26 protein-coding genes and 1 rRNA gene are annotated in these 16,908 nt (G+C 46.5%); 25 read left to right on the top strand and 2 right to left on the bottom strand.

Features of this window, described 5'->3' with window-relative positions; all coding sequences use genetic code 11:
* Nucleotides 1–19: 19 nt before the first annotated feature.
* The 22 genes from rplR to QMA39_RS18720 all read left to right on the top strand — a co-directional run bounded on the left by rplR (nt 20) and on the right by QMA39_RS18720 (nt 13,865).
* On the top strand, nt 20–382 hold the full coding sequence (gene rplR, locus QMA39_RS18825) for a 50S ribosomal protein L18 (protein ID WP_206936248.1): 363 nt from the start codon (nt 20–22) through the stop codon (nt 380–382).
* A 20-nt stretch (nt 383–402) separates the two neighbouring features.
* On the top strand, nt 403–903 hold the full coding sequence (gene rpsE, locus QMA39_RS18820; RefSeq protein ID WP_027953406.1) for a 30S ribosomal protein S5: 501 nt from the start codon (nt 403–405) through the stop codon (nt 901–903).
* 13 nt (nt 904–916) lie between these two features.
* Complete coding sequence (gene rpmD, locus QMA39_RS18815; protein WP_027953405.1) at nt 917–1,099, top strand: 50S ribosomal protein L30; 183 nt, start codon at nt 917–919, stop codon at nt 1,097–1,099.
* A gap of 30 nt (nt 1,100–1,129) precedes the next feature.
* The gene (gene rplO, locus QMA39_RS18810; protein ID WP_027953404.1) at nt 1,130–1,570 is read left to right on the top strand and encodes a 50S ribosomal protein L15; all 441 of its coding nucleotides are present in this window, start codon (nt 1,130–1,132) and stop codon (nt 1,568–1,570) included.
* A complete protein-coding gene (gene secY, locus QMA39_RS18805; RefSeq protein WP_027953403.1) occupies nt 1,570–2,862 on the top strand; it encodes a preprotein translocase subunit SecY in 1,293 nt (430 codons plus the stop codon). The genes rplO and secY overlap by 1 nt, the downstream gene beginning before the upstream one ends.
* Before the next feature lie 42 nt (nt 2,863–2,904).
* Nucleotides 2,905–3,558, top strand: coding sequence for an adenylate kinase (locus QMA39_RS18800; protein ID WP_027953402.1), 654 nt, complete (start codon nt 2,905–2,907; stop codon nt 3,556–3,558).
* Complete coding sequence (gene map, locus QMA39_RS18795; RefSeq protein ID WP_027953401.1) at nt 3,555–4,301, top strand: type I methionyl aminopeptidase; 747 nt, start codon at nt 3,555–3,557, stop codon at nt 4,299–4,301. The genes QMA39_RS18800 and map overlap by 4 nt, the downstream gene beginning before the upstream one ends.
* A gap of 16 nt (nt 4,302–4,317) precedes the next feature.
* Nucleotides 4,318–4,653 carry a KOW domain-containing RNA-binding protein gene (locus tag QMA39_RS18790; protein WP_027953400.1) on the top strand — a complete coding sequence of 112 codons (336 nt, stop codon included), beginning with the start codon at nt 4,318–4,320 and terminating at the stop codon, nt 4,651–4,653.
* Nucleotides 4,631–4,849: a translation initiation factor IF-1 gene (infA, locus tag QMA39_RS18785; protein WP_027953399.1), complete on the top strand. Its 219-nt coding sequence runs from the start codon at nt 4,631–4,633 to the stop codon at nt 4,847–4,849. The genes QMA39_RS18790 and infA overlap by 23 nt, the downstream gene beginning before the upstream one ends.
* 28 nt (nt 4,850–4,877) lie before the next feature.
* Nucleotides 4,878–4,991, top strand: a complete 114-nt coding sequence (rpmJ, locus tag QMA39_RS18780) for a 50S ribosomal protein L36 (RefSeq protein ID WP_002509257.1) — start codon at nt 4,878–4,880, stop codon at nt 4,989–4,991.
* 24 nt (nt 4,992–5,015) lie between these two features.
* Nucleotides 5,016–5,381 carry a 30S ribosomal protein S13 gene (rpsM, locus tag QMA39_RS18775; protein WP_027953398.1) on the top strand — a complete coding sequence of 122 codons (366 nt, stop codon included), beginning with the start codon at nt 5,016–5,018 and terminating at the stop codon, nt 5,379–5,381.
* A gap of 30 nt (nt 5,382–5,411) precedes the next feature.
* A complete protein-coding gene (rpsK, locus tag QMA39_RS18770) occupies nt 5,412–5,807 on the top strand; it encodes a 30S ribosomal protein S11 (protein ID WP_027953397.1) in 396 nt (131 codons plus the stop codon).
* 178 nt (nt 5,808–5,985) lie between these two features.
* Entirely contained in the window at nt 5,986–6,930 is a 945-nt protein-coding gene (locus tag QMA39_RS18765; protein ID WP_027953396.1) for a DNA-directed RNA polymerase subunit alpha, read from the top strand.
* Nucleotides 6,931–6,971: 41 nt separating this feature from the next.
* A complete protein-coding gene (gene rplQ, locus QMA39_RS18760; RefSeq protein ID WP_027953395.1) occupies nt 6,972–7,331 on the top strand; it encodes a 50S ribosomal protein L17 in 360 nt (119 codons plus the stop codon).
* Between the two features lie 185 nt (nt 7,332–7,516).
* Nucleotides 7,517–8,356 (top strand): energy-coupling factor ABC transporter ATP-binding protein, encoded by an 840-nt coding sequence (locus QMA39_RS18755; protein ID WP_281659546.1) that lies wholly within the window; start codon nt 7,517–7,519, stop codon nt 8,354–8,356.
* The gene (locus QMA39_RS18750; RefSeq protein WP_027953393.1) at nt 8,332–9,201 is read left to right on the top strand and encodes an energy-coupling factor ABC transporter ATP-binding protein; all 870 of its coding nucleotides are present in this window, start codon (nt 8,332–8,334) and stop codon (nt 9,199–9,201) included. The genes QMA39_RS18755 and QMA39_RS18750 overlap by 25 nt, the downstream gene beginning before the upstream one ends.
* Nucleotides 9,194–9,991 (top strand): energy-coupling factor transporter transmembrane component T, encoded by a 798-nt coding sequence (locus QMA39_RS18745; protein WP_027953392.1) that lies wholly within the window; start codon nt 9,194–9,196, stop codon nt 9,989–9,991. Before QMA39_RS18750 ends, QMA39_RS18745 begins: the two co-directional genes overlap by 8 nt.
* 15 nt (nt 9,992–10,006) lie before the next feature.
* A complete protein-coding gene (gene truA, locus QMA39_RS18740) occupies nt 10,007–10,747 on the top strand; it encodes a tRNA pseudouridine(38-40) synthase TruA (protein WP_281659545.1) in 741 nt (246 codons plus the stop codon).
* Nucleotides 10,748–10,972: 225 nt separating this feature from the next.
* A complete protein-coding gene (gene rplM / locus QMA39_RS18735; protein ID WP_027953390.1) occupies nt 10,973–11,410 on the top strand; it encodes a 50S ribosomal protein L13 in 438 nt (145 codons plus the stop codon).
* A 17-nt stretch (nt 11,411–11,427) separates the two neighbouring features.
* A complete protein-coding gene (rpsI, locus tag QMA39_RS18730) occupies nt 11,428–11,820 on the top strand; it encodes a 30S ribosomal protein S9 (protein ID WP_027953389.1) in 393 nt (130 codons plus the stop codon).
* Between the two features lie 189 nt (nt 11,821–12,009).
* The gene (cwlD, locus tag QMA39_RS18725) at nt 12,010–12,738 is read left to right on the top strand and encodes an N-acetylmuramoyl-L-alanine amidase CwlD (RefSeq protein WP_027953388.1); all 729 of its coding nucleotides are present in this window, start codon (nt 12,010–12,012) and stop codon (nt 12,736–12,738) included.
* A gap of 74 nt (nt 12,739–12,812) precedes the next feature.
* Nucleotides 12,813–13,865 (top strand): Mrp/NBP35 family ATP-binding protein, encoded by a 1,053-nt coding sequence (locus QMA39_RS18720; protein WP_281659544.1) that lies wholly within the window; start codon nt 12,813–12,815, stop codon nt 13,863–13,865.
* A gap of 45 nt (nt 13,866–13,910) precedes the next feature.
* On the opposite strand, the gene gerD is transcribed toward QMA39_RS18720, so the two are convergent.
* Entirely contained in the window at nt 13,911–14,552 is a 642-nt protein-coding gene (gene gerD, locus QMA39_RS18715; protein ID WP_348646636.1) for a spore germination lipoprotein GerD, read from the bottom strand.
* Between the two features lie 134 nt (nt 14,553–14,686).
* On the opposite strand from gerD, the gene QMA39_RS18710 reads away from it, so the two are divergent.
* Nucleotides 14,687–15,292, top strand: a complete 606-nt coding sequence (locus QMA39_RS18710; RefSeq protein ID WP_027953385.1) for a KinB-signaling pathway activation protein — start codon at nt 14,687–14,689, stop codon at nt 15,290–15,292.
* 33 nt (nt 15,293–15,325) lie between these two features.
* Here the strand turns inward: QMA39_RS18710 and QMA39_RS18705 are convergent, their stop codons facing one another.
* Nucleotides 15,326–16,084, bottom strand: coding sequence for a polysaccharide deacetylase family protein (locus tag QMA39_RS18705; RefSeq protein WP_027953384.1), 759 nt, complete (start codon nt 16,082–16,084; stop codon nt 15,326–15,328).
* A 120-nt stretch (nt 16,085–16,204) separates the two neighbouring features.
* Between QMA39_RS18705 and QMA39_RS18700 the strand changes: the two genes are divergently transcribed.
* Together QMA39_RS18700 and QMA39_RS18695 are read left to right on the top strand one after the other, a co-directional pair.
* Nucleotides 16,205–16,426 carry a hypothetical protein gene (locus QMA39_RS18700; RefSeq protein ID WP_027953383.1) on the top strand — a complete coding sequence of 74 codons (222 nt, stop codon included), beginning with the start codon at nt 16,205–16,207 and terminating at the stop codon, nt 16,424–16,426.
* A gap of 424 nt (nt 16,427–16,850) precedes the next feature.
* Nucleotides 16,851–16,908 (top strand): 16S ribosomal RNA (locus tag QMA39_RS18695); the annotation flags it as partial.

Below are 16,908 nucleotides of genomic sequence, written 5' to 3'. Positions count from 1 at the left end.
ATAGAAAGGAGTGACCAAGATGATCACGAAGGCAGATAAAAATGTCGTACGTAAGAAGCGCCACGCCCGCGTTCGTAAAAATGTTGTCGGAACAGCTGAACGCCCACGCTTGAACGTATACCGCTCTAACAACCACATCTATGCTCAACTCATCAATGATGAGAGCCAGGTTACAGTAGCAAGTGCATCTACTGTAGATAAAGGTTTTGACCTTGATCAGACTGGTAACGTGGAAGCTGCTAAGAAAGTCGGTGAAATGGTAGCACAACGCGCAATCGATAACGGCTTTAAAGTTGTTGTATTCGACCGCGGAGGTTACTTGTATCACGGCCGTGTGAAAGCACTAGCTGAAGCAGCCCGCGAAACCGGACTTGAATTTTAATAGTTAAAGGAGGGACACAAATGAATTTAAACATCGACCCTAACAAACTTGATCTTGAAGAACGCGTAGTCACTATCAACCGTGTAGCGAAAGTAGTTAAAGGTGGACGCCGTTTCCGTTTTGCTGCGCTTGTTGTAGTTGGAGATAAAAATGGTCATGTTGGTTTCGGTACAGGGAAAGCCCAAGAGGTACCGGAAGCAATCAAAAAAGCCATTGATGATGCTAAGAAAAATCTAATCACAGTACCAGTGAAGAACACGACGATTCCACACGAAATCAACGGACGTTTTGGTGCAGGTAACATTCTTATGAAGCCGGCAGCAGAAGGTACTGGAGTTATTGCTGGTGGACCTGTCCGTGCGGTACTTGAGCTTGCAGGTGTTCAAGACATTCTATCTAAGTCTCTTGGTTCTAACACGCCAATCAACATGGTACGTGCTACACTCACTGGACTTAGCGAGCTTAAGCGCGCAGAAGACGTTGCAAGACTTCGCGGTAAGTCTGTACAAGAACTAGGATAAGGAGGGAAATAAAATGGCTAATCAGTTAGAAATTACCCTCACGCGCAGCGTTATTGGTAGACCACAAGATCAGCGTGCTACGGTCAAGGCTCTTGGTCTTAACAAGATCCGACAAACTGTCGTAGTTGAAGATAACCCGGCGATCCGAGGTATGGCTAATAAGGTGTCTCACCTAGTTACGATTAAGGAAGTTTAATAGAAGAAAAGTAATAAGGAGGTGCAACGCATGAAACTGCATGAACTTAAACCGGCTAAAGGTACTCGTAAAGAGCGTAACCGTGTAGGCCGTGGTATGGCTTCTGGTAATGGTAAAACATCCGGACGTGGACACAAAGGTCAAGGTCAGCGTTCCGGCAGCAAAACTCGCCCAGGTTTCGAGGGTGGACAGATGCCACTATTCCAGCGCCTGCCTAAGCGTGGTTTTACAAACATTCACCGTAAAGAGTTCGCAATCGTTAACCTTGATGCCCTGAACCGTTTCGAAGAAGGTACAGAGGTTACTCCTGAGCTTCTACTTGAATCCGGCGTGGTAAGCAACCAAAAAGCCGGCATCAAAGTATTGGCTAAAGGTTCTATCGAGAAGAAACTTACAGTGAAAGCTCACAAGTTCTCTGCTTCCGCAAAAGAAGCAATTGAAGCGGCGGGCGGTCAAACTGAGGTGATTTAATGTTCCGGACAATCTCCAATTTTATGCGCGTGGGTGATATTCGACGGAAAATCATTTTCACTTTGCTGATGCTCGTTGTGTTTCGCCTGGGAACCTTCATCCCGGTGCCTTTCACAAACAGAGACGCTATCACTTTTATGGATGAACAGAACGCATTTGGGTTCCTGAATACGTTCGGAGGCGGGGCATTACAGAATTTCTCCATCTTTGCTATGGGGATTATGCCCTACATTACAGCCTCCATCATCATGCAGCTGCTGCAGATGGATGTTGTCCCGAAATTTGCTGAGTGGAAACAGCAGGGTGAAGTTGGCCGTCGAAAATTAGCTCAGTTTACCCGCTACGGAACTATTGTTCTCGCTTTCGTTCAAGCCATTGGTATGTCCATTGGTTTTAACGCTTTGGCAGGAGGTCAGTTGATCTCGGATCCTGGTGTTACCAAGTTCTTAGTCATTGCGCTTGTGCTGACAGGCGGAACAGCTTTTCTAATGTGGCTTGGCGAGCAAATCACTGCACATGGCGTCGGAAATGGTATTTCTATACTAATCTTCGCAGGTATCGTTGCTGCGATTCCTAATGGTGTGAATCAGTTGTATGATCAGTACATCTCCGGTGCAGGAGACGAACTGTTCATCAACCTGGTAATCATCGCGTTGATTGCCCTGGTCATCGTTGCGGTCGTGGTTGGAGTTATCTTCATCCAGCAGGCCCTTCGTAAAATCCCGATCCAGTATGCGAAGCGTTTAGTGAATCGTTCCCCTGTAGGTGGACATTCCACTCACCTTCCACTCAAAGTGAATGCTGCAGGAGTTATCCCGGTCATCTTTGCGATATCCTTTATTATCGCTCCGAGAACCGTTGCCGGCTTCTTTGAAGACAGTGAAGTAGCTTCTGTTATCCAGTATATCTTTGATTACCAAAACTGGCCGGGAATGATTATCTATGTTGCGTTAATTATTGCCTTCACGTATTTCTACACGTTTGTTCAGGTTAATCCGGAGCAGATGGCAGAAAACTTGAAGAAGCAGGGCGGTTACATTCCAGGGATTCGTCCCGGGGCCAATACTGAAACGTATCTGACCCGTGTAATGTACCGATTAACCTTTGTAGGATCCATTTTCCTTGCAGCTGTCTCCATTCTTCCAATCATCCTTGGTTCCCTGGCGCAACTGCCGCCGACGGTCCAAATTGGAGGAACAAGCCTGCTCATCGTTGTCGGGGTTGCCCTTGAAATGATGAAACAGCTTGAAAGTCAGCTTGTAAAACGCCACTATAAAGGATTCATTAAATAATTAACATCCTGCTATTGAATAAATGAGAGCGAGGGGAAGACGTTGAATTTAATCCTAATGGGTCTCCCTGGTGCCGGAAAAGGTACTCAGGCAGAGAAAATAGTCGAAAAATATGACATCCCTCATATCTCAACTGGAGATATGTTCCGTTTAGCTATCAAAGAAGGAACATCCCTTGGCCAAGAGGCCAAATCATATATGGACAAAGGCGAACTCGTTCCGGATGAAGTTACCATCGGAATCGTTCGCGAGCGTCTAAGTAAGCCGGATTGTCAGAAAGGCTTTCTGCTCGATGGTTTCCCTAGAACCATCGCTCAGGCAGAAGCCCTTCACAACCTTCTGGCCGATATGGAACGTTCACTGGATTATGTTCTTCATATCGATGTTCCAAAAGAGAAGCTTATCGAGCGTCTGACTGGACGACGCATCTGCCCGACCTGCGGTGCTACGTACCACGTTGTGTTCAACCCTCCTAAAGAGGACGGGATTTGTGATAACGATGGTTCAGCATTGACTCAGCGGGAAGACGATCAGCCTGAAACCGTTAAGAAACGCCTCGAGGTCAACGTAGAACAGCAGCAGCCTCTGCTTGATTTCTATCAGGATCAAGGCTACCTGGTCTCCTTCGAAGGTGATAAAGACATCAAAGAAGTATTTGTTGACATTGATCAGAAGCTTGGAGCACTGGCTGAATGATTATATGTAAGACTCCGCGGGAATTAGATATTATGCGTGAAGCAGGACGCATTGTCGCCCTGACGCACCAAAAGATGAAAGAAAACATCCGCCCAGGTATAACTACTGGAGAATTGGATAAGATTGCTGATAAATTCATACGCAGTATGGATGCAATCCCTTCTTTTAAAGGTTATAATGGATTCCGTGGCAGTATCTGTGCATCTGTCAATGAAGAACTTGTTCATGGTATTCCTGGAGACAGGGTCCTGAACGATGGTGATATTATCAGTATCGATATTGGGGCAAAATATAAAGGCTATCACGGTGATTCGGCCTGGACGTATCCGGTCGGCACTGTTGATGAGGGCACATTGGAGCTGCTGAGAGTTACCGAGCAGTCATTGTTCAAAGGACTTGATGAAGCAAAACCAGGTGAACGCCTTTCAAATATATCGCATGCCATCCAAAGCTATGTGGAGCCTGAAGGTTTCTCCATAGTAAGGGAATATGTCGGTCACGGCGTTGGTCAGGAACTTCATGAGGATCCACAGATTCCTCATTATGGACCTCCCAACAAAGGCCCCCGATTAAAACCTGGAATGGTATTAGCTGTTGAACCGATGATCAATGCAGGTTCACGTCATGTGAAAACCCTGAATGATCAATGGACGGTTGTAACGCAGGATGGAAAGATGTGCGCACATTTTGAGCACACCATCGCGATTACGGATGAGGGTTACGAAATATTAACAAAATCCTAAATGAAGGTGATCGTTTTTGAACGAATCTGAGTCGAGTCCGCGAATAGGTCAAATTGTTCGTATTGTGCAGGGGCGTGAGGCAGGACAGTACGCAGTGGTGATCGGTGTGCTGGATGGCCGCTTTGTGCTGCTTGCCGACGGAGAGAAACGTAAGTATGATCGACCAAAGAAAAAGAATCTGCAGCACGTTGAGCTTATGGATTTCATCTCTCCGGAAGTCCAGGACAGCCTTCTGGAAACTGGTCGGGTCACAAATGGCAAGCTTCGATTTGCCGTAGCAAAATATGTCAATGAAGCAGTGACTGATTTGAAGAAGGGAGATCAACTCGATGGCGAAAGACGATGTAATTGAAGTAGAAGGGACCGTCGTTGAAACCTTACCGAACGCTCAGTTCAAGGTTGAACTTGAAAACGGTCATACCGTTCTTGCTCATGTTTCCGGTAAAATTCGCATGCACTTTATCCGAATCTTACCTGGGGACAAAGTAACGGTAGAACTTTCTCCTTATGATTTGACAAAAGGACGTATTACGTACCGTTATAAATAAAACTCCGATCTTAAAGGAGGTATGGATGATGAAGGTAAGGCCTTCTGTAAAACCAATTTGCGAAAAATGCAAAGTCATCAAACGTAAAGGTAAAGTCATGGTTATCTGTGAAAACCCTAAGCATAAACAAAAACAAGGTTAATCTTAAAGGAGGTGCACGTAACTTATGGCACGTATTGCAGGTGTAGATATTCCCCGCGACAAGCGCGTGGTTGTTTCATTAACTTATGTCTTTGGTATCGGTAAATCCCTTGCTGCAGACATCCTGGCTGAAGCTGGTGTATCTGAGAGTACCCGCGTTCGCGATCTTACAGAAGACGAACTAGGTAAGATCCGTCAAGCTGTTGAACAGCATAACGTTGAGGGTGATCTTCGTCGTGAGAACTCTCTAAACATCAAGCGTCTGATTGAAATCGGTTCTTACCGTGGAATCCGTCACCGTCGTGGTCTTCCACTTCGCGGACAAAAGACGAAGAACAACTCCCGTACACGTAAAGGTCCACGTCGTACAGTAGCTAACAAACGTAAATAATAATTAATACAAAGGAGGTAAACTCATCCTATGGCACGTAAAGGAAACACTCGCAGTCGTAAACGCCGCGTGAAAAAGAATATAGAGACGGGTATGGCTCATATTCGTTCTACATTCAACAACACAATCGTAACGATCACTGATGTCCAAGGTAATGTTATCAGCTGGAGCAGTGCAGGTTCTCTTGGTTTCAAAGGTTCCCGTAAATCTACTCCATTCGCTGCACAAATGGCTTCTGAAGCAGCAGCGAAAGATGCTATGGACAACGGCATGAAAACTCTTGAAGTTACAGTAAAAGGTCCTGGTGCAGGTCGTGAAGCTGCGATCCGTTCACTACAGGCAGCAGGTCTTGATATTACGGCAATCCGTGACGTAACTCCAGTACCACACAATGGTTGCCGCCCACCAAAACGTCGTCGCGTATAATAAGTTCTGAATAGAATTTGTCACCCTGTCTATAATGGGTTATGATAGCTTTTAAATCAGGACCGCAGTAGACAGCCATTAAGCAGTTATCTTATATCGGGACTGCCTACCTGAGGAATTTCGGTTAGACCTGTCGTCTAACCGGGGTTTCGACGTTTTGAAGGAGGGTTTTGAGTAAATGATCGAAATTGAAAAGCCAAAGATTGAAACGGTCGAGATCAGCGATGAATCTACTTTTGGTAAGTTCGTCGTAGAACCGCTGGAACGTGGATATGGTACAACTCTAGGGAACTCCTTGCGTCGTATCCTATTATCCTCACTTCCCGGATCTGCTGTCACTTCTGTTCAAATTGACGGTGTACTTCATGAGTTTTCCACGATTGAAGGCGTCGTTGAAGACGTAACAACTGTTATTTTGAACCTGAAGAAACTAGCTTTGAAAGTGTATTCTGACGAAGAGAAGACTTTAGAAATTGATGTGCAGGGTGAAGGCAAGGTTACCGCGGCTGATATTACGCATGATAGTGACGTTGAAGTTCTAAATCCAGACCTTCATATCGCTACACTCGACAGCAATTCCAGCTTCCGTGCTCGCATTACAGCAGAACGCGGTCGAGGATATCGTCCGGCTGAAGGAAATAACCATGAGGATCTACCCATCGGCGTGATTCCCGTTGACTCTATCTTCACACCGGTTTCCCGTGTGACGTATCAAGTAGAGAATACTCGAATCGGTCAAACATCTAATTTTGATAAATTGACGTTGGATGTTTGGACGGATGGCAGCATTCGTCCAGAAGAGGCGATCTCTCTTGGAGCTAAAATTTATATGGAGCACCTCAACATTTTCGTCGGCCTTACTGATGAAGCTCAAAAAGCTGAAATCATGGTCGAGAAAGAAGAGGACCAAAAAGAAAAAGTTCTTGAAATGACAATCGAGGAACTTGACCTTTCTGTTCGTTCCTACAACTGCTTGAAGCGCGCAGGTATCAACACTGTGCAGGAGCTTGCCAACAAGTCTGAAGAAGACATGATGAAGGTGCGCAACCTTGGCCGCAAGTCACTTGAAGAAGTGAAGCATAAACTGGACGAACTAGGTCTTGGACTAAGAAAAGACGATTGATAGAACACATCTAAGAGATCCAGTTAAGGGAGGGATTATCAATGGCTAGAAAACTAGGACGTACTACAGATCAGCGCATGGCTTTGCTTCGCGGCTTGGCAACAGACCTGATCGTACACGAACGTTTGGAAACAACAGAAGCTAAAGCGAAAGAGCTTAAGTCTGTTGTAGAAAAAATGATTACACTAGGTAAACGCGGCGATCTTCATGCCCGTCGTCAAGCGGAAGCATTCCTATATAATGCACAAGCTGATGAAGAAGGAGAGCAGACTGCACTGCAGAAGCTATTCTCTGACATCGGCCCACGCTACGAGGACCGTCAAGGTGGTTACACTCGCGTATTGAAGCTTGGCGAGCGTAAAGGTGATGGAGCTAAAATGGCAATCATCGAACTAGTATAATGATTACCATCGGGGTAAAAGGGCAGGAGTGAATCTCATTATGAGGTTACATCCAGCCCTTTTTTTATACTTTTTTATACCGATGCGGGAATACCTCCCGTTATGGGAGGGTGAAATTCTCTTTATAACGGGGAATGGTGTCATATTTCCCGGGAAATCGTCAGCTGAGCAGAGGAGGAACAGAGATGGGAGAGAGACAAGTCGAGTTCCGGAACGTATCTTTTCGATACCAGGAGGACATGCCCTGGGTGTTGAGAGATGTAAGCTTTACAATCGGACCGGATGAGTGGGTGGCTGTCATCGGTCATAACGGCTCAGGAAAGTCGACCATAGCGAAATTAATGAATGGACTGCTGTTTCCACAGGAAGGGGAAATCCTGGTAGATGGGATGCCGGTCAACGAAGAAACCATCTGGGATGTTAGAAAACAGGTAGGCATGGTCTTTCAAAATCCGGACAACCAGTTTGTCGGGACCACTGTGAAAGATGATGTCGCTTTTGGTATGGAGAATCACGGCATGCCCAGGGAGTTGATGCTGGAAAGGATCAAAGAGAGCCTCTCGGCCGTAGGGATGTCTGATTATGAGCAGCAGGAACCACACCGTCTGTCAGGCGGGCAGAAACAGCGGGTAGCTATCGCGAGTGTCCTCGCCGTGTCACCGAAGTTCATCATTCTTGATGAAGCCACTGCTATGCTCGACCCTAAAGGGCGCAAGGAAATTATGAACACGGTCCACCGCGTTCAGGAAGAACGGGACCTGTCCCTGATTACCATCACTCACGATCTGCATGAGGTTACTCAGTCTTCCAGGGTGATTGTCATGAATAAAGGAGAGGTTTGGATGCAGGGATCTCCTAGAGACGTATTTTCCAAAAAAGAACACTTACAAGAAATTGGCTTGGATACTCCATTCGTTAGTAAATTGGCCGACCACCTGAAAGCAGAAGGTGTGGCGCTTACCCGTGAGCCATTGAATCACCAGGAGTTGTTGGAGGAATTATGGACATCACGTTCGATCATGTAAGTTACACGTACCAGCCGAATACACCATTCGAACACAGAGCTTTGGATGACTTGTCCTTTACCATCCAATCCGGTTCTTTTGTAGCGGTCATCGGTCATACCGGGTCTGGGAAATCCACATTGATTCAACACCTGAACGGGCTGCTTCAGCCGACAGAAGGGCAGGTGCAGGTGGGCCCGTATACGATGAAGGCCGGAGAGAAAAACAAACAGCTGATGAAGCTTCGGGAAAACGTGGGCGTCGTGTTTCAATATCCTGAGCACCAGTTGTTTGAAGAAACCGTGGAAAAAGACATCGGCTTCGGTCCGCAGAATTTCGGTGTTGGACAGGACGAAATCAAACGCCGGACAAAAGAAGCGGTGCAGGCGGTGAAACTGCCGGAAGAGCTTCTGGAACGCTCTCCCTTTGACTTAAGCGGAGGACAGATGCGCCGCGTAGCCATATCCGGTGTTCTCGCTATGGATCCTGAAGTGCTTGTGCTGGATGAGCCGACTGCCGGACTTGATCCGAACGGGCGTAAGGAAATCATGGATATGTTTTATCACCTGCATCAAGAGAAGGGTCTTACAACCGTGCTTGTAACCCACAGCATGGAGGATGCTCTTGCCTATGCCGATCATATTATCATCATGAATCAAGGGAAGGTCTACAGGGAAGGGACCCCGCTGGAAATCTTTAAGCAGCAGCAGGCCCTGGAAGATGTGCAGCTGGACGTACCGGAAGTCGTTTCCTTTTTGAAAATGGCCCGGGATTATGGCCTTGATCTTGAATACGAAGGCCAGACGATAGCGGAGTTAGCAAAGGAAATAGCCCTGAAAGTGAAGGGGGGCGGCGATCATGAGTAGTTCCCTGATTATCGGTCAATACATTCCATCGGATTCTGTAATTCACCGCCTGGATCCCCGCTCCAAAATCGCTGTCATCTTTTTTTATGTCGTGATCGTCTTTTTTGCTAACTCTGTTATGAGTTATGGGGTGCTCGCGTTGTTCGCCCTCTCGAGTGCCGTTTTATCGAAAGTTCCATTCTCCTACATCATGAAGGGGCTGAAGCCGGTCTGGTTCCTGGTCATCTTCACGTTCCTGCTTCACTTGTTCGTGACAAGGGAAGGAGAGGTTGCGTTCAGCCTGTTCGGCTGGGCGGTCTATGAGGAAGGGTTGATCCAGGGGGCAGCGATTTCCCTGAGATTCTTCCTGTTGATCCTCGTTACCTCCCTGCTTACGTTAACGACGACGCCGATTGAGATTACCGATGCCATTGAGGAGCTGCTGGGTCCTTTGAAAAAAGTGAAATTCCCTGTCCATGAACTGGCGTTGATGATGTCAATCTCCCTGCGTTTCATCCCAACATTGATGCAGGAGACAGAAAAGATATCCAAGGCACAGGCCTCAAGAGGGGTAGACTTCCGCACAGGCGCTTTTAAAGACCGTGTGAAGGCCGTTGTCCCTCTGCTGGTCCCTTTGTTTGTCAGCGCCTTTAAACGCGCGGAGGAGCTCGCTATGGCGATGGAAGCGCGAGGATATCAAGGGGGCGAAGGAAGAACGAAGCTGAGAGAATTAAAACTGGAGCGGAGGGACTGGCTGCTCTTTGCTGTTTTCATTCTGCTGGCCGCAGTTCTCTTTCTGACCCGTTCATGATCGGAGGTGCTGGATATGAATCGTATACGTATGACTATCGCCTATGATGGCTCCGGTTACGCAGGCTATCAGGTTCAGCCGAATGGCGGCACGATTCAGGAAGAGCTTGAGAAGGCTTTAAAAAAGATTCATAAAGGAAAGACCGTAAAGGTGACGGCTTCGGGCAGAACCGATGCCCGTGTGCATGCTGTCGGGCAGGTGATTCATTTTGATACACCGCTCGAGATCCCCGTCAGTAACTGGCGGCGGGCGCTGAATTCCATGCTGCCGGATGACATTCAGGTGAAGGAAGCTGACCAGCCGTCCGGTGGTTTTCATGCCAGGTACGATACAACCGGAAAAGAATACCGGTATTTTGTGAGGAATCACCCCGATCCAGATCTTTTCCGCCGTCATTATACTACTCACGTCAAAGCTCCTCTTGACATCACAGCCATGAAAAAGGCATGCGGCTATATCGAAGGAGAGCATGATTTTACATCCTTCTGTTCACCGAAGACAGACCTAAAGGGGAGCAAGGTGCGCACAATTTTCAAAGCGGATGTAGAAAGCCGTGGAGAAGAAGTGGTGTTCACCTTTAAGGGATCCGGATTTTTATATAATATGGTAAGGATCCTTGTCGGCACACTTCTGGAAATAGGAAAAGGAAAGCGTGCCCCGGAGGATATTCCTGATATCTTAAAAGCCCGGACCCGGGAAGCGGCAGGGCGGACGGCTCCTCCTCAAGGGTTGTTCCTATGGAAGGTCGATTATTAAGAGGTCCTGAACAATTTCCATTCATTGGGTCCTCTGTCTCAGAAAAAAACAACGAATCCAGGTGTGCATTCCCTTGACACATGAATATAGAGTGTTATATTATATTCTATGGCATTTTATTTCTGTACCACGGTTAGCCCCGGAAAACTAATCGTACTTTGAGATAAATGATAAAGCAGTTAATCAGTCTATGTGATAATAAAACATTTCAGGAGGGAAACCGATATGCGCACAACTTTCATGGCAAATGAAAACAACGTTGAACGTAAATGGTATGTTGTGGATGCTGCAGGGCAGACACTCGGCCGTTTAGCGAGCGAAGTTGCTGCGATCCTTCGCGGTAAGAACAAACCAACATACACACCACACGTTGACACTGGTGACCACGTCATCATCATCAATGCTGGTGAGATCGAACTAACAGGTAACAAAATCAACGATAAGGTATACTATCGTCACTCCAACCACCCTGGTGGTCTGAAGTCCCGTACGGCTAACGAAATGCGTACGAAATATCCAGAGCAGATGCTTGAACTTGCTGTTAAAGGCATGCTTCCAAAAGGAAGTCTTGGACGTAAAATGGGCAAGAAACTTCATGTATATGCTGGATCTGAGCACAAACATGAAGCACAACAACCAGAAGTTTACGAACTTCGCGGATAATTAAAGGAGGTAATCTAGTGGCACAAGTACAATACTCCGGTACTGGTCGTCGTAAGAGCTCAACAGCTCGTGTACGTCTTGTTCCAGGAACTGGTCGTGTAGTAGTTAACAAACGTGATGCTGAAGACTTTTTCCCATATGAAACCCTTCGTATGATTCTTAAACAGCCTCTTGCTGTAACAGAAACTGAAGGTAACTATGATGTCTACGTAAACGTAGACGGCGGTGGATTCACAGGACAAGCAGGAGCAATCCGTCACGGTATCGCCCGTGCATTGCTTAAAGCTGACCCAGAATACCGTACACCACTTAAACGCGCAGGTCTATTGACTCGTGACGCACGTATGAAAGAGCGTAAGAAATACGGTCTTAAAGGTGCCCGTCGCGCGCCACAATTCTCCAAGCGTTAAGTTTTGGACAATCCGAAAGACTCCCGACCATTATGGTTGGGAGTCTTTTTTTGCTTTCCTATACGTTCAGGGTGTATCCTCCAATTCCTGAGTTCAGTCTCCGGGCTGGTGCTGAGGTTGACCTGCTCATATTTTCGTCTCTTGTCCCATACAATGATTCAGGGGAAGTACAAGGGAGTGTGAGCGATTGTGAGTCGACGATTGAAGACCTTTTTGTGGCTGGCAGGTGTGATTGTCCTTGTGTGCATGGTTTCCTATCCGATTCAGGAAGTGAAGGATGCATGGACGGTTTGGTCATCGCCGCTGTCCGGAAAAGTGATCGTTCTTGACCCGGGCCATGGTGGACCGGATGGTGGGGCGGTAGGTGGGGACGGTACAGAGGAAAAAATCATCACCCTGAAGATGGCAGAATACCTGCAGGATTACCTCCAGCAGGCAGGGGCGCTTGTATATATGACGAGGTACGAGGATGCTGATCTTGCTTCAGAGGGAACATCCGGTCTTTCCAGGAGAAAGTCGGAGGATATACGTAATAGAGTGGAGTTTATCGAAGAAAAAGAAGCGGATTTATACTTAAGTCTGCACTTGAATGCCATTCCATCTGATAAGTGGAGCGGGGCACAGACATTTTATTATCCGGAAAGCGAGGAAAGTGAATATCTCGCCAAGTTCATTCAAGCTGAAATACAATCCAACATGGGCAATACAAAGCGCGAGGCTCTCGGGCTCAGCAATATCTATATCCTGAAGCATGCACAGGCTCCCGGAGCCCTTGTAGAGGCGGGTTTTTTGTCCAATGACCGTGAACGGGAACTGTTGAAATCAGACGATTATCAAAGGCAGATGGCTGCTTCGATCTATCAAGGGGTGCTGCGGTTTGTAACGGAACGGGATTTCCCTGAGGAAAATGGATCGTGAGCAAATCACTTAGAAAGCGTTTCATGTATGTTATACTACAGGAAACGATCATTTTCTAAGGATGGTGAACCGGCTTGTTGACACAAGAGAAAGTACTAGAAATCCTGAACCCTATTCAAGATCCATTTTTACATAAAACACTGGAAGAAACCGGTGGAGTGGAAGAAGTAAAAATTAAGGAAGAAAAAAATCATGTCAGCGTGAAGATTCTGATTGGAAAGACGAATACAGCGGAGCAGATGGAACTGCAGCAGACCATCGTCAATGCCCTGAAAAGCGGGGGAGCGGCGACAGTCGGTCTTCGCTTTGACCAGCTTTCTGATGAGGTCATTCAGAAATTACAGCCGGCCGATCAGCAGTCGGAGGATGCCTCTTTACTGAGCGGCAATACGGATACAAAGTTCATTTCCATCGCCAGTGGTAAAGGCGGGGTGGGTAAATCAACCGTAACGGTTAACCTTGCCGTGGCCTTAACACGTCTTGGAAAGAAAGTCGGCATTATCGATGCGGATATCTATGGTTTCAGTGTTCCGGATATGATGGGCGTGGAGGAGCGTCCGGTCGTCCGCGGGGAAAAAATCATTCCTGTTGAACGATTTGGAGTGAAAGTCGTTTCCATGGGCTTCTTTGTGGAAGATAACTCTCCAATCATCTGGCGTGGACCGATGCTTGGGAAAATGCTGACCAGCTTCTTTAAGGAAGTGGAATGGGGAGATCTTGACTACCTGCTTCTAGATCTGCCGCCAGGTACGGGAGATGTAGCGCTGGATGTCCATTCGATGCTTCCTTCGTCCAAGGAAATCATCGTAACGACCCCGCACCCGACAGCTGCTTTCGTAGCCGCACGCGCTGGCCAGATGGCGATTAAGACGGAACACGAGATTCTTGGTGTTGTGGAGAACATGGCTTACTTTGAAAGTAAAGAAACAGGAAACAAAGAGTTCATCTTCGGCCGTGGAGGCGGAGTGAAGCTTGCGGATACGCTGCAGACAGCTGTTCTTGGACACGTGCCACTTCAACAGCCATATGAGGAAGAAGAAGTCTTTGCTCCTTCTGTTTATCAGGCGGATCACCCGATCGGTGTCATTTACCGGAATATGGCCGCCAAAGTCATTGATAAATATTAATAAAAACCACGCGTCCCTTCACGGGGCGCGTGATTTTTTATAGAATTAACCGCTTTGTCCTTCTTCGCCGCCACTTTCAGATTGACTTCCGCCACTCTGCTGGCCGCTTTCCTCGGATTGACCACCTTGTTCTTCACCGCTTTTCATTTCCTCTGCGGCTTTTAACAGTGTTTCTGTCATTTTTGCCTGGAAGACAGGACTATTCAACGTTTCCTCGATGGAGGTCTCCAAATGTGCCTTGAACTTCTGTCCCTGCATGACAGTTACCATCTGCTCCATCATTTCAGGGTTTTTATAAATGTCGATCATCAACTTCTGATATTCTGCATCTTTCATGAGCCCTTTCATCAATTCTTTCTGCTGGTCCTCCAGAACTTTGCTGAATTCCTGGACGAACGTAGGGTCTGAAAAAAGCTTGCTCCAAAAAGCTTTACCTTCTTCAGATATCAACGTCTGCTGGACAGCCTGAGAGACGACTTCGGACTCTAGAGCCATGGACTGCTGCATCTCCTCATCGGAAAGGACTTCAGTCATCGCCTTTTTTCCATCATCGGACTTGAGGATATCGACCATCATTTTCTTGGTGGTATCGTAGTCCGCCTGTTCACTCGCTCCTGATGAACCATTACAAGCGGCCAGGAAAACAAGAACGAGAACGGGCAGCAATATACGGAGTCTGGACATCATTGCATGTCCCCTTTCTTATGTTCTCCATAGCCTTACTATTCGCGTTTCGACAAATTTTATACGTTCGGAGGCAAACAGACAGGCTTCATGATAAAATACGGGGAGGAAGTTTTGTACATATAGGGGGAGCGCTTGTGAACAGTCGTAAATGGGTACAGTTATTTTTATCAACGTTATGGATCGGCGGCGGGGTGACCCTGGCGGCCAGTTTCTTTTTTAAATTTGATTCGTATGCCGAGTTTTGGCAGCCCTTTCAATTATTTGAGCTGTTCGGTCTGCTTTTATTTTTTGCGGGCATGGGCTTTATATTCAGTATCATCAGTCAAATGGGTTTCTTCGCCTATTTGACCGTGAATCAATTCGGAAAGGGCCTGTTCCGTTCTGCATGGATACCGGTACAGCTGTTTTTAATTGCCTTTACTCTTTTTGATTTGGTGTATTTTCGATATCAGGCAGCTGAGGATGGGGCATCTGTCTGGGGGTATATTGTGACAGCGGCTGCGCTTTTAGCTCTATCGCTGATTGTGGCTTACGTTAAAACAAAAGAGACAAATGCCCATGCATTTATCCCCGCCCTTTTCTTTATGGTTGTCGTTACAACGGTGGAATGGGTGCCGGCACTTAGAGCGGCAGGGAGTGATTATGTATGGTTGATGGTCATTCCTTTATTTATCTGCAATGCCTATCAGCTTCTTCTGCTGCATCGCCTTACGGGGCCTGCCCGTAGTGAAAATGCCTGAAAAAAGCCGCCGTATCCTACGGCGGCTTTTTTATTATTGGATCTGACTCGTCTTGGCTTCGCCGCCACTTGCTAATTCGGTGATACTGACGAAGGAAAGGCCCTTCTGCTTCAATCCAGGGAGAATGACTTCAAGGGCTTTAGGCGTCTGTTTGACTGAATCGGAAGCATGCAAAACAATGATATCTCCTTTAGAGCTTTCTTTTAACACGGCATCGATGATGGCATTGGTGCCTGGATTTTCCCAGTCCCTTGGATTCAAACTCCATTGGACGGCCTGCATATCGTTTTGTTCGATGGTTTTTAAGACCTCTTTATTCATATGACCATGTGGAGGCCGGATCCATTGAATGTCTTCAAAACCAAGCTTTGCAAACACCTCATCTGCCTTTTTCAAATCGCCGGCTACTTGGTCTGGTTCTTTTTCAAGGTAGCTTTCATATGTGTAGCCCATCATCCCGATTTCATGCTTTCCTTCCTGTATGGTTTTGACGATATCCGGGTGTCTCTCCGCCCATTCTCCGCTCAGGAAGAATGTAGCCTGGACTTGATGAGCTTCCAGCTGCTTTAAAACTTCATTGACCTTTTCTGTTCCCCAGCTGATGTTAAAGGTCAGCGCGATATGGTCCTGATCGCTGCTCCCTTGGGAAAGAGCGCGCGGCTCCCCATTATTAGAAAAAGCGGGCAGCTGCTCCCAGCGGCCGATCCACAGGGCGAAAGCACAAAATAAAGCAAGGAGAGCGATAATACCGTAACGCTTGAGTCTTTCTGTTTTCCACGTGTAAAAGCTCATGGATCGTCTTCCTTTCCTACCAATATGTTCTATACATATGAAAAAGCGGACAACCTATGCTAAAAACAATGAAATTAGGGTAGAAATAAATAGAGTTGTTTATCAGGGAGGTACTTTCAGATGCATGGGTTAATTATCAATGAACAGGAGCGTCGTGAAATAGAGTACTTATTAAAGCGGGAAATGGAAGAGATCACGTTTGATATGGGTGATCACCGGATTGATCAGGGAATGAAGCAGGCGATGGAAGAAAGGTATGAAGTGCTTTTTCAGATCTTCCGACGCTTTGCTGCAAGGGAAGAATGCCTGCAGTATATGCCGAGAAAAAAGAAGCAGAACTAACAGCTCGATAAATCCTGTCATCCGTACAGGATTTTTTTATTAAAAAAACATTAAAAAGTATTGCATTTGTTTTTTAAACTGTGCTATATTATTAAACGTTGTCGGGAAACAAAACGACTTGCCAAACAGTTTGAAATTGAATTGAAATTGATTTGAAAAAAGTTGTTGACACTGCTTCCCACACATGATAAATTATTACTTGTCGCCGAAAACGACAGCCAAACGCTTTCTCAACTTAATGAAAAAAGTTGTTGACATAAAATACAACACATGTTAAGATGATTAAGTCGCTGTTTTCAAACGGCCGACAACATTTGATCTTTGAAAACTGAACGAACCAACCAGTACGTCAAAACATTTCTTCTTTATTGAAGGAATTTGAAACAAAGCACATTCGGTGTGCAAATGAGCAAGTCAAACTACTTTTATGGAGAGTTTGATCCTGGCTCAGGACGAACGCTGGCGGCGTGCCTAATACATGC

The organism is Halobacillus sp. Cin3 (assembly GCF_947311855.1).
Lineage (GTDB): Bacteria > Bacillota > Bacilli > Bacillales > Halobacillaceae > Halobacillus > Halobacillus kuroshimensis.
This window is presented reverse-complemented; position numbering and strand designations above follow the sequence as displayed.

Excerpts from the sequence above, each read along its gene's own strand:
- rplR (WP_206936248.1), top strand. The coding sequence starts at position 20 with ATGATCACGAAGGCAGATAAAAATGTCGTACGTAAGAAGCGCCACGCC.
- rpsE (WP_027953406.1), top strand. The coding sequence starts at position 403 with ATGAATTTAAACATCGACCCTAACAAACTTGATCTTGAAGAACGCGTA.
- rpmD (WP_027953405.1), top strand. The coding sequence starts at position 917 with ATGGCTAATCAGTTAGAAATTACCCTCACGCGCAGCGTTATTGGTAGA.
- rplO (WP_027953404.1), top strand. The coding sequence starts at position 1,130 with ATGAAACTGCATGAACTTAAACCGGCTAAAGGTACTCGTAAAGAGCGT.
- secY (WP_027953403.1), top strand. The coding sequence starts at position 1,570 with ATGTTCCGGACAATCTCCAATTTTATGCGCGTGGGTGATATTCGACGG.
- map (WP_027953401.1), top strand. The coding sequence starts at position 3,555 with ATGATTATATGTAAGACTCCGCGGGAATTAGATATTATGCGTGAAGCA.
- infA (WP_027953399.1), top strand. The coding sequence starts at position 4,631 with ATGGCGAAAGACGATGTAATTGAAGTAGAAGGGACCGTCGTTGAAACC.
- rpmJ (WP_002509257.1), top strand. The coding sequence starts at position 4,878 with ATGAAGGTAAGGCCTTCTGTAAAACCAATTTGCGAAAAATGCAAAGTC.
- rpsM (WP_027953398.1), top strand. The coding sequence starts at position 5,016 with ATGGCACGTATTGCAGGTGTAGATATTCCCCGCGACAAGCGCGTGGTT.
- rpsK (WP_027953397.1), top strand. The coding sequence starts at position 5,412 with ATGGCACGTAAAGGAAACACTCGCAGTCGTAAACGCCGCGTGAAAAAG.
- QMA39_RS18765 (WP_027953396.1), top strand. The coding sequence starts at position 5,986 with ATGATCGAAATTGAAAAGCCAAAGATTGAAACGGTCGAGATCAGCGAT.
- rplQ (WP_027953395.1), top strand. The coding sequence starts at position 6,972 with ATGGCTAGAAAACTAGGACGTACTACAGATCAGCGCATGGCTTTGCTT.
- QMA39_RS18755 (WP_281659546.1), top strand. The coding sequence starts at position 7,517 with ATGGGAGAGAGACAAGTCGAGTTCCGGAACGTATCTTTTCGATACCAG.
- QMA39_RS18750 (WP_027953393.1), top strand. The coding sequence starts at position 8,332 with ATGGACATCACGTTCGATCATGTAAGTTACACGTACCAGCCGAATACA.
- QMA39_RS18745 (WP_027953392.1), top strand. The coding sequence starts at position 9,194 with ATGAGTAGTTCCCTGATTATCGGTCAATACATTCCATCGGATTCTGTA.
- truA (WP_281659545.1), top strand. The coding sequence starts at position 10,007 with ATGAATCGTATACGTATGACTATCGCCTATGATGGCTCCGGTTACGCA.
- rplM (WP_027953390.1), top strand. The coding sequence starts at position 10,973 with ATGCGCACAACTTTCATGGCAAATGAAAACAACGTTGAACGTAAATGG.
- gerD (WP_348646636.1), bottom strand. The coding sequence starts at position 14,552 with ATGATGTCCAGACTCCGTATATTGCTGCCCGTTCTCGTTCTTGTTTTC.
- QMA39_RS18705 (WP_027953384.1), bottom strand. The coding sequence starts at position 16,084 with ATGAGCTTTTACACGTGGAAAACAGAAAGACTCAAGCGTTACGGTATT.
- QMA39_RS18700 (WP_027953383.1), top strand. The coding sequence starts at position 16,205 with ATGCATGGGTTAATTATCAATGAACAGGAGCGTCGTGAAATAGAGTAC.